Source organism: Bdellovibrionota bacterium (assembly GCA_040386775.1).
Lineage (GTDB): Bacteria > Bdellovibrionota > Bdellovibrionia > Bdellovibrionales > JAEYZS01 > JAEYZS01.
In genome coordinates this window covers 118415-135080 of record JAZKEU010000018.1, presented here as the reverse complement: position 1 = coordinate 135080, position 16666 = coordinate 118415, and the positions used below count along the sequence as shown (strand labels likewise).

Sequence of the window (16666 nt, the reverse complement as noted above, 5' to 3'; positions counted from 1 at the left end):
ATATTGATTGTCAAAAAAGATAAGAAATTCCAGCCTGCAGGCCCGACAATTTAAGTTCTGTATTATAATCCAGTGGCTTACCAATTTCATCAATGTAGCTATCATCTCTAAAGTCTTTATCCGAAGAAAAATTCACATAGGAAACATTGAACATGGCGTTTCTGTTGATCAAATAATTAATACCTAATTGAAATCCAATTCCCGCATCTAAAGAAATGCTCTCAACTTTAGTTTTCGAAACATTCAGTCCCAATTCCAAAACAGCCTGACCATTCAATGCCACCAAACCACTTGTTTTCGCCATGATGGTTTTTAGATCTGCATCTTCAATATCCGATTTCATATAACCAAGAGCCGCCTTGACTCCCAGTGGCCCATTTAAAAAAGTCATATAATGAGCTTCAACGCCCAAGGCTTTTCCGCTTTCAGTGTCCGAAGAGCTTCCTGTTATACCTGGTGTTTGACTCTTACTGGTGACCTTTCCACTGATTGGAGAAAAGCTTATACCAGCACCAAATCTATTATATAGATCTGAAAATTGAGGAACTTGCCCCTGAAGAACGGCTCTTGATGTTGTAGTATTTTGCGCATGAGACTGCACCGCAAATAAAAATACAAATGATAAAACAAATTTTAACACGATTACCCCCCGATAATTTGAGCCAACATAAAGAGTTATTTTACTCCAATCAAGTAGATCGTTGATTAGATTGCCGCGTTATCATAGTCTCTTCCTATGTATAATGAATTTATAGAATTCTGTAAGCTAACGTACCCGGAGTTTAAGGAGGTTTTTGAAAAAGAATCGCCTTCTCCGAACCTATTTAGTTTTCAAACTGTTACGATGCCTCAAGAGACTTTTGAAAAGATCAAAGAATTCGTTCAAGTGGCTTATCACTTAAGAAATAATGCTTCTTATCAAAAAGATATCCTGGGCCAGGCCCCAGTTCATCCGAACCTTTCTGTTCTTATGAGCTTTGATTTTCATATTGTGAATGGAAATCCTAAGCTTATTGAGATCAATACAAATGCCTCTCACTTTCTAACTTCAAAATTAATGGAAGATTTTGTTTGTAAAACTGAAAACAGAAAGTCTGCATTTCCAAATGCTATTGAAAAATTAAAAGATTCATTTTTGAACGAATGGAAACTCTTCTCAAACCAAATGCTAAAAACCATTTCCATTGTGGACGAAGACCCAACAATGCAAAGAGCTTACTTCGAGTTTTTGCTTTACAAAAAAATGTTTGAGCAAATGGGTCTTAGCGTTTCCATTGACGATGCCAAAGAATTAGCCTGGAATTCTAAAGAACTTATCAATTCAAAAAAAGAAAGAGTGGATTTTGTATACAATAGATCCACTGATTTTTATTTCGAAGAATCCATATCTCAAGCCTTACAAACAGCTTATGAAAGCAATGCCTCTTGCATTAGTCCACAACCACAAGAGTATCAATTGCTCGCAGACAAAAAACGTCTTTTGGATTTTGGAACAGCTGGATTTTTAGAAAAATATTTATCTACGGACGAGATAAAACTCTTCAGAAGCATCGTACTTGAAATTGTCGAGGTAAAAAAAGAAGATAAAGAAAAACTTTGGAGTGATAGAAAAAAATATTTCTTTAAGCCTAAAAATTCTTACGGCGGAAAAGGCGCCTACAAAGGCGAAAGCATTACGCACAAAACTTTTGATCAAGTGCTTGAAGCTGGTGATTACATAGCTCAAGAGTTTGCTCCACCCTCTACAACTCCAATCACAGACCAGGTAAGCCATAAAGTGGATGCCAAATATGATCTTAGATTTTTCGTTTATAATGGCGAAATTCAACATGCGGCCGTAAGAACTTACATCGGTCAAACTACGAATTTTAGAACTTTGGGTGGCGGATTTGCCGCTCTATTCATTGAATAGTTATTGCAGGAATAAACTCTCCTAATGCTAAAACCTAAACCCACTGGAATCTTTACAAACTCTTCCCTCTTAAAGTATTAAATTTGCTAGTATTTTAAAGATATTGGATATTCCACTGTGAATGTTAAAAATATTCGTGGGGAATAGTTTTGAGAATTCGCAATCTGGGGTTAATTGTCATATTTGGTTTATATTCATTGCAGCTGCAAGCGGCAATGTCTTGCTCATATCTTTTTAAAGATAAAGAAGAACCTTCAATTTTCAAAATCATAGGTAAAAATATTTCCTTACCACTAGATAACCAAATAGATTTGGTTCTTACCGATGTGAATTTAAATTCAAAAGCTAGAAAGCTCGGATCAGATTTTATCAGAACAAATAATTTTTTTAATACTTATCTTAACGACTTATTTCTTGAAATGAAAACGCCTTCACCAAAGCAATTACTTGAAATGGGAGACTTCCTTTTTACATCCGCCATTGAATTTATAGATTCAGCAGATTTAAAATACACAGTTAAAGGCCAGGTATTTAATGGTTACCGACGCAAAGTCATTATTATCTCAGCCGACGGATCACACCCTCTCAATATAGAAGCCAAAGAACTCAAGGATAATTATGGCACAGAAGTCATGTATGACCCGTACACACTTTTAGAAAGTAGAATTGAGGCAATGTATGAGCCTGATAAAAATATCATTTATTTGTCTGACAATTTACTCGTCAATGGAAGCATCAAAAAAGATGAGGTCGGCAATCACGAACTCACACACCTCAAGGTGCAAACATATTATAACAATCTAATTCTTTACTTATTTCATGGCAGAGCATGGACAGCAAAAGGAACACTCCCTGGCCGCAGAGGACATTACCATGAAATGCTTTACTTTGATGAAATTGATGCATTCTTTACCAGCGTAGAAGTCAAAATAGAAGATCTCTTCAATACCAGATCTGTCATAAAACAAAAGAAGCTTAGCAAAATAGATGAGGCACAACTTAACTCTCTCAATTTAAATATTCTTCGTGATCGCCTAGATAACGGACATTTAGTCTCTAGCAGAAGTCATCAAATCTATGCAAAAAGTTTAAATGTTCTCAGAAAAGATCCCCAAGTAATTAAATTCGAAAAAGAAGGACATTATTTTATCGCCAAATGGGCCATAGAGCTCAAAGATAAATCATTATTTGTCGTCGAAATACCTCTGCTTATCCAGAAGGACAACCTTAACAGAGAAGAATTAGTAGAAAATTTGATGCAGGACTTAAATCATAGAAACCTTGCTTCCATATATTTCAGAAATTTATTCAAAGTAGGCTTGGATTTATTTGATGCAAATAGAAACTCTACGCACGAGAAGAAAGTAGCGGAATTCAAAAAATTCAAAAAAATATTTTTGAGAAAATATATATTCGAAAATTCCAAAGACATTCCTACCCAAAAACAGCTGGCACAAAGCCTGGAATAACGCTTTCAAATCGAAATTCTATTCAAACGTCCTGTATTAAAATTGTATTTCTACCGATATGTTTTATAAGTGAAGAAGCGAACTTTGCATGCAACAAAATTAAAACAAGAAGTGCTCCAAAACGAATATCAACGTTTTGATCTCATTGATGGCACTCATCCTTGGCAAGAAGCACTCAAAGATCAAGTTGTTCTCTATCCTGTGCGGGAACTTAATCGCGGAAAAATAATGTACTTTAATTACCGCTTAGCCAAAGAAATGGGTTTAATCCCAGCGGACCATCCACAAAAAATGAACAAAGATCTCGAGAAAAAGCTTTTAAAGACTTTTTCAATTCAAATCATCAATGAGTTCGAGCAAGAAAATAAAATCCAATACGACCCCTCTATCGTTAAAAAAAACATGTATATGGCAACAAGATACTTACAACTACAACATGACTCACGCTCTGGAAAAACTTCAGGAGACGGGAGAAGTATCTGGAATGGTTGTGTTCACCATCAAGGAAAAATCTGGGACATCTCTAGTCGCGGAACTGGCGTTACAAAGCTAGCTCCAGGTGCCGTGAAAGCAGATAAACCACTGCAAACCGGAAATGAAGACTTTGGTTACAGCTGTGGCCAAATGGAAATTGACGAACTCTATGCGACGGCAATCTCATCAGAAATTTTTCATCACAATAAAATCTCAACAGAAAGAGTACTCGCCATCGTTGATCTCGGAAAAGGTTTGGCGATTGGAGTGAGAGCGGCTCCGAATTTAATGAGACCCGCACACTTATTCTTATTTTTAAAACAAAATGATCTCAAAAGCCTTAAATCAGGCATCGATTACATGATCGAAAGACAAGTAAAAAACAGAGAGTGGACCATTCTTCCTGGAAAAAATAAATACGATCAATTCCTAGAATATATCGTGGAAAGCTTTGCCAAGTTCATGTCTCGCCTTGACGTCGATTATATTTTTGCATGGCTAGATTGGGACGGAGACAACATCTTGGCCAACGCAGGAATTATCGACTATGGATCCATCAGACAGTTCGGCCTGAGACACGACCAATACCGATACGATGATATTGAGAGATTCTCCACCACTCTTGGCGAACAAAAATTGAAAGCAAGACAACTCGTACAAACCTTCGCTCAGATCGTAGACTTTATTAAGTCTAACAAGAAAACAAATGTTGCAGAATTCAGAGATCACTCCGCAGTAAAAAAATTCGATAAGAGGTTTATATATCACTTCGAAAAACAAAGACTTTACAACATTGGCTTCCAAAAGAACGATATCGCGTTCTTACTAGATAATCACTTTGATTTGGTTTTAAAATTTGAACAGTGCTTTAAGTACTTTGAAAGTATCAAGACACAAAGAAAGCCAGAGAAGGTTGCCGATGGTATCAACCACCCGGCCATCTTTAATATGAGAGATCTATCTCGCGAATTACCAAGCCTTTTACTCGCAAGTGGAATGAACCTCATCGAAGCTAAAGTATTGTTCGACATTATGATTTCAACAAACGCATCTCTCAAAGATTGTACTTTTAAAGAAAATTACACGCCGAAATTATTAGAGCTTCAAGCGGTGTATTTAGAACTGATTGAGAAAACCAGACGCAAACGCAGCCCTCTCAGAGTTTTAATAGAAATCGAAGCGCGATCAAAAGTCATCAATAGAGCTGACAGAGTGACTGGAAATGCCATCATCATGATCGTAGAGAAAATTATCACAAATTTAAAATCCGGTTTTCCCGTAGAAAATGTGCAGGAATTAATCGAAGGTTACGTAGAATCACAATTGCTAGTGCCAGGTTCAGGGACATTCAAACCAGAAGATGCGCTCAAGAGAAAAAAACCATCTACTAAAAAACTTTTATCAAAACTATTCATCATAACTTCAGAAATGAAAGACGAGATCTAAACTCTAGCTCTTTTTAAAAGCATCTTGTTATAGATCTTCCATTGTTTGCAGGCATATTCGAACTCTAAGCGCGCAACATTCATATCGGCTTTGAGTTGGAGATATTTTTCTTGAGAAGAGGCTTTGAGTTCCTCTTTTCTTTTTTGATAATCGTTCATTAATTGTTTTGCTCTTTTTTGAGCTTCTTCCAGTTTCATTTTCATCGCAGCAAACTTTTCTTGCGGAACGCCTCTCAATGTTAGCCTGTTGGACTGCTGATGAATTTTAGCCATTGTGATGTCGTAATGAGAAACTTTTCGCAGCTTTGAAACCAATCCCATGGCCCAGAACATTCTGATGGTCCACTTTGACGGATCCCATTGGTACCACTTTATGGCGCAACGGTAGTCATGCTGGAACTCATGATGGTAATTGTGATAACCTTCACCGAAGGTAAGAATCGCTACGATAAGACTGTCTTTAGCCGTGTGCTTTGTGCTGTAAGGCTGTGTTCCAAATGTATGTGCAAAAGAATTTACGAAGAATGTTGAGTGCTGTGTACATACAACTCTGAAAATTCCTCCAAAGATCAATCCACCCAATCCAAGTCCTAGCATCTCACCGACAACCCAAGGCAAACCAAAACCGACTACAGTTGAAACAAGTGCATAGTGCTTATGTTGGAATTGCAGAAGTTTTTTTGAAGCAAGATCTTTTGGAAATTCCATAGGTGCATTTGATTTTACAAATAGCCAACCGATATGTGCGTACCAAAAGCCTTTGTTGATGCTGTAAGGATCTTGATCCGTGTCCACCTTAGAGTGATGAATGCGATGATCTGCGGCCCATTCCAAAACTGAACCTTGGAAGGCACCCGATCCAAAGAACACATAGATGAATTCTAGAATTGGATGCACGTCATAACTTCGATGCGCAAAGTATCTGTGATATCCACAAGTGATCGCCATATTTGAAACCACATAAAAAGTTGCAAAGATTGTCACCAACCACCAGCTAAATCCAACAGACTGTAGATAAAGCGGCATTGAAATGAGTGCGGCAATGGGAGTTAGTGTTAGGAAAAGAGTGTTTCTCCAATTGATATTTTTCATCTTGTCTCCGTGTGTTTCTTTCCTCTATATTATCACACGAGATACACTTCCAAAAAAGGTAATTCTGAGAAGTGATATATAGACCTTATTTAACACAAGGCGAAAGACGAGCAGAATGATCATTGTAACGGGCGCAACAGGATTTATCGGAAGTGCTTTTGTTTGGGAACTCAACCAGCAAGGTATTGATAATATTGTATGTGTTGATCTGGACTCATCAGATTTAAAACTTAAAAATCTAACAAAAAGAAAATACAAAGAATTCGTAACTAAAGATGAACTCCTAAAAAAACTAGATTCTGCACTCTTCAAAAAAGAAGTGGAGTGGATTGTTCACATGGGGGCAAATTCCTCAACGACAGCCACCGACCGCACCGCTGTTATGGAAACGAATTTACACTATACTCAAAAACTTTTCGACTGGTGTGCTGTTAATAACAAAAACTTTATCTACGCATCGAGTGGAGCAACCTACGGGGATGGGGCAAAAGGTTACGACGACAATACTTCTTCCTTCGAATTAAAACCTTTAAACCTTTACGGCGAATCTAAAGTTTTATTTGATCAATACTTTGAAACTCAAATCAAAGAACATAAAAAATTACCCGCTTCCTGTTACGGTTTAAAATTTTTTAACGTTTATGGTCCACAAGAGTATCACAAAGAAGATATGTCGAGCGTTGTCTTCAAAGCGCACGAGCAGATTATGGACAAAGGGATTCTCAAATTATTCAAATCTCATCACCATGAATACAAAGACGGCCACCAGATGAGAGATTTTGTTTACGTCAAAGACATCACGCGCTGGATGGCAGAACTTATGGACAAGCCTGGACAGCATGGAATTTTCAATATGGGGCATGGTACAGCTAGAACTTGGATTGACCTTGCTTCAGAAGTTTTTAAAAATATGGATCGTCCTATGAAAATCGATTGGATCGAGATTCCACAAAATCTTCGCGAAAAATATCAATACTTTACGGAGGCGAAGATGGACAAACTACTTAAGTTAGGATTAAGCAAACCTCAGTGGCCTCTTGAAAAAGGCGTAAAAGATTATGTTACAAATTATTTAAACCAAGAGGATCAATACCTGTGAAAACGGAGATTCCCTTTCATCTTAAAAAATACATCGTAGAGCAAGAACCGGCAAAATACACACCGATCGATCAAGCGGTATGGAGATTTGTTTTAAGACAGCTTAAAAATTATCTTTCAAAGAACGCTCACGAATCTTACCTGGACGGAATGAAGGCCACGGGAATTTCTGTCGAAGAAATTCCAAGTATCGAAAGCATCAGCGCACAGCTTGCAAAGTACGGATGGAAAGCTGCTCCTGTGAGTGGATTTATTCCACCAGCGACATTTTTAGAGTTGCAGGCGCTTAAAATTTTACCAATTGCTTCAGACATGAGAACCATCGAACATCTCACATACACGCCAGCACCCGACATTGTCCATGAGGCCGCAGGCCATGCGCCGATGGTGGCTCATCCAGAATTTAGAAAATACCTAGAGGAATACGCACAAGTGGCAAGGAAAGCCATTATCAATCGAAAAGACTTAGATCTTTACGAAGCTATCAGGGATCTTTCAGATATTAAAGAACATCCGAACGCTACGGAAACTGAAAAAAAATCTGCTCAAGAAAAACTAGATAGCATCTCTCACAATATGGGAGAACCTTCTGAAGCTTCTCTTCTCGCAAGAATGGCTTGGTGGACAACAGAATACGGATTGATTGGTCACGACAATCCCAAAATTTATGGCGCAGGACTTCTCTCCTCTGCGGGTGAAGGAAAATCAGCTCTCAGTACACAAACTAAGAAAATTCCTTTTAGCATGGATTGCATTTTATATTCTTACGACATCACGGAAAAGCAACCACAACTCTTTGTGGCAGATAGTTTTAAAACTTTATCTCGAGTGCTGGAAGAGTTTTCAAAGACCATGGCTTACAAACGCGGCGGACTCTACGGACTTGAGATCGCAAAAAATGCTGAGACCACAAACACTGTAGAATTCGGTCTCAAGGATTCTGAAGTTGGAGCACAAGTTTCTGGACGACTTACAGAAATTCATAAGAATGGAGACCATGCTGCTTATCTACAATTCACCGGTCCTTGTCAGATTTCTTATCAAGAAAAAGAATTAGAAAACCAAGGGATCACAAGGCACAAAGACGGCTTTGGTTGCCCGGTAGGTAAAATCAAATCAAAGACTACAGAAAAAAATAATCAGACCAAAATCCTTTGGGAATCTGGCGTTGAACTTAACGGCATCCTAGTCAGCGAAATAAAAAAAGATTCCAAAGTGCTCATTCAGATCTACAAAGATTGTAAAGTCACTTACCAGGGAAAAACTCTTTTTGATCCTTCATGGGGCGAGTACGACTTAGTTTTGGGTGAAAAAGTAGTTTCGGTATTTAGCGGAGCTGCCGACAAAGAGGCTTACGGAGAATTCGAAGATTTCTCAGCTAAGAAAATTCCTCCAAAAAAATATTCTGACCAACAACAAAATCTTTTTAACCTTTACCAAAAAGTAAGAGATTTAAGAAAAAATATTAAATCCAATAACAATATCGAAAAAGAACTCATCCAAATTCTTGCAGAGCTAAATAAGAATCATCAGAAGGATTGGCTTCTAAAATTAGAAATTCTAGAGCTGAGCCATCAACTGAATTCTAAACCTTCATGGACTTCAGAAATTGAAGATGCTCTTTTGGAAAAGAGCAAACAGAACGAAGAAGTAAGTCATTTTATCGCCGAAGGACTAAAACTCTCACCCAAACTTGAAATCTAAAAGGTGCCCGTCTACACTCTTCCGGTGATAAATAAATCATCACCTATTTTTTGGCTTCTTAGATTTCTGAGGTGTAGCTTATCTTTGAGTTTGGATACGGCAAATGTTTCGCTCCAAGACCTTCCATTTTTGGTTCCGATGATGACTGGAGCTTGGAATAAGTAAAATCTCTGGAAAGCACGCTGAGACAAGAACTCACTATAAGTTTGGGCCCCACCTTCTACATAAAGAGAACAAATTTTTTCTTCATAGAGTTTTTTTGTTAAGTCATCAAGATCAAGGGCACCCGACAACAAAACCTTGGTCGGCAAGATTTTAAAGTCTGTACTCACCACAATATTATCTCGTATAGCAAAAATGATATTTTCTTTATCGTGATATTCCATAATTTTGTAGTGACTGATGTTCTTTAAAAGCTTTCCTTCAGGATCAAGGATTACGACTTTATTTTTCTTACCTTGAAAGTTAGGATGACGGATGTTGAGCATAGGATCATCCACCACAAGAGTATTTCTGCCTACAAGAATTGCGTCGTAGCCTGCTCTTAAAAAATGAGAATACTTTCTTGATTTTTCTCCCGTGATCCACTGACTCTCACCGCTCTTGAGAGCAATTTGTCCATCAAGGCTTGAGGCCATCTTGAGCGCTACAAAAGCTTTTTTGTGTCTTTGATTCCATAGGAAGATTTCTGCAAGTTCCTCGCAAGGTTCTTCCATACTTTTTAAATGATTTACTTTCTTTCCTGCTTTTTCTAAAACTTCGATACCTTTTCCAGCTACAAGCGGGAATGGATCTTTCAATCCATAGGTCACAGACTCAATGGGAAGCTTTGCAAGAGCATGGGCACAGGATGGAGTTTTCCCAACATGGGCACAGGGCTCAAGCGTAACAACCACATGTGCACCCGTGAGCTGTTCTAGAGTTAAATCTTTGATGGCGTTGACTTCGGCGTGAGCTGCTCCGTATTTTTCATGACAACCGCTTGCAATCAATTCGTATTTTGCGTTTAAAACCACGCAACCCACCTGAGGGTTTGGTGTTACAAACCCAAACCCCTTGCTCCCCTCTTCAAGTGCCTTTTGCATTGCTTGTTCAAGAGTAAGCTGCGATGGAATTATAAAACACCTCGTGATTGTTGGTCTTGTTCGATGGCATCGAACAAGGCTTGGAAGTTTCCATCTCCAAATCCGTCATGACCTTTACGATCAATAACTTCAAAGAAGATCGGTCCACATAGATTCTTTGTAAAGATCTGTAGCAGATACCCTTTATCATCACCATCCACTAAAATCTTAAGGTTATTTAGATCTTTGATACTTTCTTTAACATTGTTAAGTCTTGTTGGAATCAGAGTGTAATAAGTATCTGGAACATCCAAGAATTGAATACCATTCTTCTGAACGAAATCTACCGACGGGATAATTTTTTCCGTCAAAAGTGCCACGTGCTGGATCCCCGAGCCCTTGTACTCTTCGATGTACTCTTGAATTTGAGATTTATCATCGGTAGGCTCGTTGATTGGAATCGAAAACTTCCCGCACGGAGAAACCATCACTTTTGATAGTAGTCCCGTTTTTTTTCCTTTGATGTCGAAGAATCTTTTTTCTTTAAAGTTGAAAACATTTTCATAAAATGCGCTCCACTTATCCATTTGCTTTTTTGGAACGTTATTTGTCATGTGATCAATCACTTTGAATCCATAACCTTTAACATCTTTTGCGTCGATATAGTCAAAATCTTTGTCGTAAGTTTTGTCGCTGTATTGGTCGATAAAATAAACCACGCAGTCGCCGATTCCATAAATGGATGGGAATGCTCCGGCATCGCCTTCGCGATTTTCATATTTCTTCGCACCACGCTCAACCGCTACTTTCAAAGCGTCCTTTGCTGGAACCTGTACTCTCAAGGCCATCGCGCAGATGGATGAACCGTGCTTTGTTTTGAAATCATAAGCAAAAGAATCTTTTTCATTGTTGATAATGAAATTGATATCGCCTTGACGATAAAGTTGAACGTTTTTTGTTTTATGCTGACCAATCTTTTTGAAACCAAAACTAAAGAACACTTTTTCTAATTTTTCTGGATCTGGTGTAGCAAATTCTAGGAATTCGATTCCATCAAGCCCTACAGGATTATTAGCTGAAAAACTCATTAGCTCTCCTTGATATATTTTTCTTGATATTTTTTAATGTGGTAGACAGCTACCACTAAAACCTTAAGCGTCAAATATTGCATACCAAGCCCCTCCTCTCAAGCGTGTTTTGACTCTTAAGGCAATTCCATGTAGTCTATGACCCAGGAGCACATGGATGAATCAAAAAGTTTTCGTAAATAGAACCTTAAACCTCAAGCAAATCAAATATATCGGCCTCGACATGGATCACACGTTGGTTCGCTATAATTCTCATAATTTCGAACAGTTGGCACATAAGGTCGTACTTCAGAAGTTGGTCGCAAAAAAAGGTTACCCAAAAGACATTTTAAATCTACCGTTTGAGTTCGATAAAGCCATTCGTGGGCTCGTTCTCGATACTAAAAATGGCAACCTTTTAAAGTTAAATCGCTATTCTGGAATCAGAATGAGCACTCATGGGACAAAGCCCATCGACTTCAGAACACAAAAAAAAATCTACAAGAGCAAGTACATCGATCTAGGAAACGAAAATTATTATGCCATCGATACAATCTTCTCGATTTCGCCGGCATTGCTTTTTGCGCAGCTTGTAGATCTAAAAGATGACAAGCACAACGGTGTTCTGCCAGATTACAACCAGATCGCAAATGATATTTTAGCTTGTCTTGATGAAGCTCATAGAGATGGAAGCATCAAAGACGATGTCAGAAAAAACATAGATCCTTTTATCTATAAATCAAAAGAGACTGTGGAGAATCTAGAGAGATTCAAGAAACATGGTAAAAAAATATTTATCATCACAAACTCAGATTTTGATTATTCAAAATTCATTCTTGATAGCTGCGTGACACCTTTTTTAAATGATCACAAGCACTGGTCAGAACTTTTTGAATTCGTAATTACGCTGGCTCACAAACCAAAGTTCTTCTACGAAAAGCATGAGTTCGTAAATGTGGACCTAGACAAAGGCGTCTTGGAATCCATCGCCAAAGAAATTAAACCCGGAGTCTACCAAGGTGGATGCGCAAGTATCTTTACGGATGCGTTGGATCTGAGTGGTGACGATATTCTTTATATCGGAGATCATATCTATGGCGATATCCTAAGGCTCAAAAAAGATTGCAACTGGAGAACGGGCCTTATCGTTGATGAAATCGAACAAGAAATCGTAAACCTAAGAAAATCAAAGCCTATTGATGATGAAATCAATAAATTGATGATTTCCAAAGAACCTCTTGAAAGAGAGCTTCTAAAAATCCAAACAGAACACGATGAAGGTAAAGAAACATCCAAAGAGGCTGCGATGAAGCTCCAAGATGAAATCGGTATCATCGATAAAAAGATTTCTGATTTGATTTCTAAGCACCAATCATTTTTCAATCCACATTGGGGAGAAATAATGAGAATCGGAAGCGAAGAAAGTTATTTTGCATCTCAGGTCGAAAGATTTGCCTGCATTTATATGGCTCATCTGAATGATCTATTAGAGCTCTCACCAAGAACGTATTTCAGAGGCTTTAGAAGAACACTTCCTCACGAAAATGATCTGATTACTCAAGGTTAGTTTTTGTATGAAAAAGAAAAACCTCCGGGTCGATCCGCGGAGGTTTGTTGATTTTTATTTGATTATTTTTTTACTAGGGTTTTAGGGTAAGATTAAATGCAGGTTACGTCAGATGATTCGAATTGAACGTTGATTTTACAACCTGGGTCTTTTTCACCTTCTGGTGGAAGTCCCGGAAGGCAAACAGGCATTGCAGTTACTAGCACAGCACACTTTCCAAAAACTACTGAGTATACTAATTCGCGCTCCGCTTTACTGATTGATGTAATTGAAGTATCTTTAACAAGATCTAGAACTCTTTTGCTTTCAAGAATGGCTTTAATTTCAGTAACTGAGTAGTCAGCATGAGCTAATTGGCTATATTTGCACTGCCCACCAAGCCACTGCTCTCTTGATCCAGCTAGCTCTACTCAAGAGAGCTAGCCTTTTCACATTCCTTAATGATTAATATTCTAGAGGCATCCACTGCCCTTTACGGCGCTGATGGCTTGTTCATTTTCATCGAATCTTATGACCACTCTGCTGTTGAATCTTTTAACTTTGCCATCCTTGAGTTTGATTTCAATATCATAAAATCTTTTATCAGAATTTCTGTAATAGTGTGCACGCCCGTGAGATAAACATTCGAGGCGACCTAAGGAGTTGACTTTCATTTCGACTTTTTCATCATGATAAGGCGAATTCAAGGATGAATCTACCAATCCTATGGACTTTAAAGTTTCAAAAAGTTCAGAATGGGCCTTGCTAGTAAGTAAAAATTTATCGCCATCTAAAGCTACCATTTCGGATACACTAAATTTCCTATTCTCAGAGAATTCTATTGTACTAATATATTCAAAAAGAGATGCACTTTTAATCTTTCCACTTGAAGAGAAACACAATTTTTTTGCTTTATGTAAATTTTTTGATTTTGTTTTAACAATATCAAAGTCGCCTTCGATGCAGCTCAAATCGTTAAGACCGGTTGTTGATACATTCTCAACACGAGATTTTTCAAAAATAATATTTTCTTCTTTGGATTGGATACTATCGATCTTAGCCTCGGTTTTTGACAAAACTCCATCTTCACTAAAAGTTAAAGATGCATGATAGAGGTCCGTATTGATTTGAAGATTTTCATATACTGTAGAGTTCAAGACCTTACTGAGTATTTGGTAGTCACGAAAGTTTCCTTTGGTATCAATTCTCCAGCCATGATATCCGTAAAAAACCAAACCTCCAGTTTTAGGAATCACAATTAATTTTTTATCGAATAAATTTAAATTTTTTTGTAATGCCTGTACTCCGTCATATGCGATGACAGACTTCAAAGATCCATCAGGTCTGTCCAACTTTATCTCTTCACCATACCTATGGCCAGAAATAGAAAACGCTAAACCTTGGATAGAAATATCAATGGGAAAAGTATAGGTTTTCGCGTACATCTGGCGAACCTCTTCCGCTGGCATAGTTTCAAAATCTGCTCTGGCCAAAAGAGCGACTAAAAGCCTTACTCTTTCCGAGTTGTCTTTCTTTGCAATTTGAGAATAAAAATATTCATGCAAAACAATGGCTGCCTTTGAATCCTGATTGAGTTTAGTAAATTGATTTGGGTTTATAAAAATTTTCTTCTTGAGCTGAACCAAATCAGACTTACACTCCGAAATATTTTTAGCAATTGGCTCTAGTTTACAAGAGCCCGGAATGACCGTTCCACCAATATCTATATCTTGAAAAACTTCTTCTCCAATGATTTTAGAATTGCCGCAATAAATTTTTTCATCACTCAGCTCTACATATTTTAGTGGATCTTCTGCCAATGCCAATACGCCTTGAGAGAGATTTTTGTTTAATCCTTTGAGCCTATTTCCTGCAATCTTTATTTTTTCTTGCCAGTTTAAATTGCTAGAACCCAATCCCCAAGGGTATTTGAGCGTATGAATGGTGTCCCAGTAATCAAGAGCATAAAGTCCTCCTGGAAGCTGAGTTCCATTGTTGGCCGTAATGGGTTTGTTGCAGTTGATGCCGAAGCCACCGTGACCGTCCGTGCCGGCAAATCCTTGCACGGCGATTGCTGATAAAAATAAGAAAGTTAATAAGCGCATAAAGTTACTCCTTTGGTTTCTGTTTGTTATTTTGTAATGGATAAAGTGCGACACTGAGATTGTAGACTTGATCTTGCTTGCCTGATTCTAAGAAATTACAGAGTGTCATTTGAAATTCTCGAATCATTTTTTTTGCTATTTCAATTTTAGAAGAATCAATGGCCATCGTCATATTGGTATTGCTTCGTACCTCAAGCGAATCATTTTCCAATGAGTAAATGGCTTTTTCCAAAAATTGTTTTTGATTTTTTCTAAGGGCTGGCGTGGTTAAATGACGATCTGTGGTGGATAACTTTTCGTTGGTTTTTATCACCTTGCCGTTTTTTTTAGTCAAAAGGCCGAGCTTAAGCAAACGCTCGAGAGCTAGCTTGGCCTCTGCCTGCGTAATTCCCAACTGTTGAGCGAGATACCTTGAATCTGGTTTAAAGCTCTTCAAATAAGTCATTTCCATTAAGGCGATATGATACCAATCCGCAATCACTCGGTAATACTCAACACTCAAGTCAGCACCTTTGTATTCCGCTTCGTTCACATTTTTTTCATGAACTTTTTCAAGCTTTCTGGATTGTTGATAATGAAAAAGAGAACTAAAAAATTCTTTCTGCTGATCAGGAGAAAGATCAAGCTTATCTACAATCTTTTGTGCCATCTTATAGGAGAGCGCCTGCTTACCGTTTAAAATACGCGATAAAGTTCCCGCATCTACACAAAGTGCCAAGGCAAAAGAACGTAAGGAGTAGGCCGGATTTGCTTCACATCGTCTCGCAAATTCACTATTTAAATAGTGTCTATAAAGTTCTTTGTTTGTCATGAGGAATGTATTTACAGAAGCCGTTCAGGAAAAGCCATTATTTTTACAACATAGTGTTGGAAAAATGTCCAACGGGTAGAAAAGTAATAGTGGCTTAAGATTCGGACTGAGCCTTCGTAAATACAGTGTCAAAATGCGCTTGCGGCGCGGAAGTAACTCTCCTCAATGAAAGTTACTTTAGCGTCGGCGACTGCAAACATGGTCTAAAGATTTTGCAAATGTTGATTAAGGTATTAAGAATCAAAACTTCCGTATCGATCTACAAATTCTAATCCAACCAAGAACATTCTAGGCTGCATGAGCCATTTAAAATATCGTTAAACCCCAAGTATTCGATGAAATTTTTCGAAGTAATTCTCATTTCGGCATTTGTTGACCAGTTGAGTGCCAAGTCACGAATTATTTCATGTGCTTCATTGTTAGGTTGAGATTCGTAGCAAACAATATTCTTCGATGATCCGGTCATGCTCACGAAGCTGCCACCGAGTCTATATCGCAGAATGAATTGGCCCGCAGAATCTGCAAGTAAGGTTGTCAGAAACTCTTGGTTTTTTGCAATTTTTTGTCTGCATACATTTGCTCTTGCTTCCAGCTCGCCTGCTCTTGCTTCTAACTCGTCTGTTGGATGCCATGCTAAAGCCGTGATTGAGTTGATGAGAATTAAAAAAAGAATGGACATTTTTGTCATATAGTTCCTTCCGCCAGTATTATCTGGATCAAGTTAAGGGTCGCTAAGATCACTTAGCCTCTCAGCCGCTTCAATTCGCAGCTCCCCAGTTAGTTGTAGAGTCTATGTAAAACATCGAACTCAGTTTTACAACAATTTAGTTTGTCAAAAATTTCATTTTAGGAAAAAAAAAGGCCAAAAGTCACTTTGGC

Annotated in this window: 13 protein-coding genes and 1 riboswitch; of the genes, 6 read left to right on the top strand and 7 right to left on the bottom strand. The window is 38.0% G+C overall.

Annotated features, from left to right (window positions below):
* Window positions 1-10: 10 nt before the first annotated feature.
* Window positions 11-640: a hypothetical protein gene (locus V4596_12500; GenBank protein ID MES2769957.1), complete on the bottom strand. Its 630-nt coding sequence runs from the start codon at window positions 638-640 to the stop codon at window positions 11-13.
* Between the two features lie 96 nt (window positions 641-736).
* Here V4596_12500 and V4596_12495 point away from each other — a divergent pair, with 96 nt between their 5' ends.
* From V4596_12495 to V4596_12485, 3 genes are all read left to right on the top strand, one after another.
* Entirely contained in the window at window positions 737-1912 is a 1176-nt protein-coding gene (locus V4596_12495) for a hypothetical protein (GenBank protein MES2769956.1), read from the top strand.
* Window positions 1913-2061: 149 nt separating this feature from the next.
* Window positions 2062-3381, top strand: a complete 1320-nt coding sequence (locus V4596_12490) for a hypothetical protein (protein MES2769955.1) — start codon at window positions 2062-2064, stop codon at window positions 3379-3381.
* Between the two features lie 69 nt (window positions 3382-3450).
* Complete coding sequence (locus V4596_12485) at window positions 3451-5301, top strand: hypothetical protein (GenBank protein MES2769954.1); 1851 nt, start codon at window positions 3451-3453, stop codon at window positions 5299-5301.
* Here the strand turns inward: V4596_12485 and V4596_12480 are convergent.
* Entirely contained in the window at window positions 5298-6392 is a 1095-nt protein-coding gene (locus V4596_12480) for an acyl-CoA desaturase (GenBank protein ID MES2769953.1), read from the bottom strand. The two genes, V4596_12485 and V4596_12480, sit on opposite strands and share 4 nt — an antisense overlap.
* Window positions 6393-6507: 115 nt before the next feature.
* On the opposite strand from V4596_12480, the gene rfaD reads away from it, so the two are divergent.
* Together rfaD and V4596_12470 are read left to right on the top strand one after the other, a co-directional pair.
* Window positions 6508-7491 (top strand): ADP-glyceromanno-heptose 6-epimerase, encoded by a 984-nt coding sequence (rfaD, locus tag V4596_12475; GenBank protein ID MES2769952.1) that lies wholly within the window; start codon window positions 6508-6510, stop codon window positions 7489-7491.
* Window positions 7488-9194, top strand: a complete 1707-nt coding sequence (locus tag V4596_12470; GenBank protein ID MES2769951.1) for an aromatic amino acid hydroxylase — start codon at window positions 7488-7490, stop codon at window positions 9192-9194. Before rfaD ends, V4596_12470 begins: the two co-directional genes overlap by 4 nt.
* 11 nt (window positions 9195-9205) lie before the next feature.
* On the opposite strand, the gene ribD is transcribed toward V4596_12470, so the two are convergent.
* A complete protein-coding gene (ribD, locus tag V4596_12465; GenBank protein ID MES2769950.1) occupies window positions 9206-10279 on the bottom strand; it encodes a bifunctional diaminohydroxyphosphoribosylaminopyrimidine deaminase/5-amino-6-(5-phosphoribosylamino)uracil reductase RibD in 1074 nt (357 codons plus the stop codon).
* Between the two features lie 29 nt (window positions 10280-10308).
* Entirely contained in the window at window positions 10309-11346 is a 1038-nt protein-coding gene (gene hppD, locus V4596_12460; GenBank protein ID MES2769949.1) for a 4-hydroxyphenylpyruvate dioxygenase, read from the bottom strand.
* A 157-nt stretch (window positions 11347-11503) separates the two neighbouring features.
* Here hppD and V4596_12455 point away from each other — a divergent pair, with 157 nt between their 5' ends.
* Window positions 11504-12892 (top strand): HAD-IG family 5'-nucleotidase, encoded by a 1389-nt coding sequence (locus tag V4596_12455; protein MES2769948.1) that lies wholly within the window; start codon window positions 11504-11506, stop codon window positions 12890-12892.
* A gap of 452 nt (window positions 12893-13344) precedes the next feature.
* On the opposite strand, the gene V4596_12450 is transcribed toward V4596_12455, so the two are convergent.
* From V4596_12450 to V4596_12440, 3 genes are all read right to left on the bottom strand, one after another.
* Window positions 13345-14976, bottom strand: coding sequence for a hypothetical protein (locus V4596_12450; GenBank protein MES2769947.1), 1632 nt, complete (start codon window positions 14974-14976; stop codon window positions 13345-13347).
* A 4-nt stretch (window positions 14977-14980) separates the two neighbouring features.
* Window positions 14981-15787, bottom strand: a complete 807-nt coding sequence (locus V4596_12445) for a TIGR02147 family protein (protein MES2769946.1) — start codon at window positions 15785-15787, stop codon at window positions 14981-14983.
* Between the two features lie 268 nt (window positions 15788-16055).
* Window positions 16056-16475 (bottom strand): hypothetical protein, encoded by a 420-nt coding sequence (locus V4596_12440; protein ID MES2769945.1) that lies wholly within the window; start codon window positions 16473-16475, stop codon window positions 16056-16058.
* Window positions 16464-16573, bottom strand: a riboswitch (TPP riboswitch). It overlaps the preceding gene by 12 nt.
* Window positions 16574-16666 lie beyond the last annotated feature (93 nt).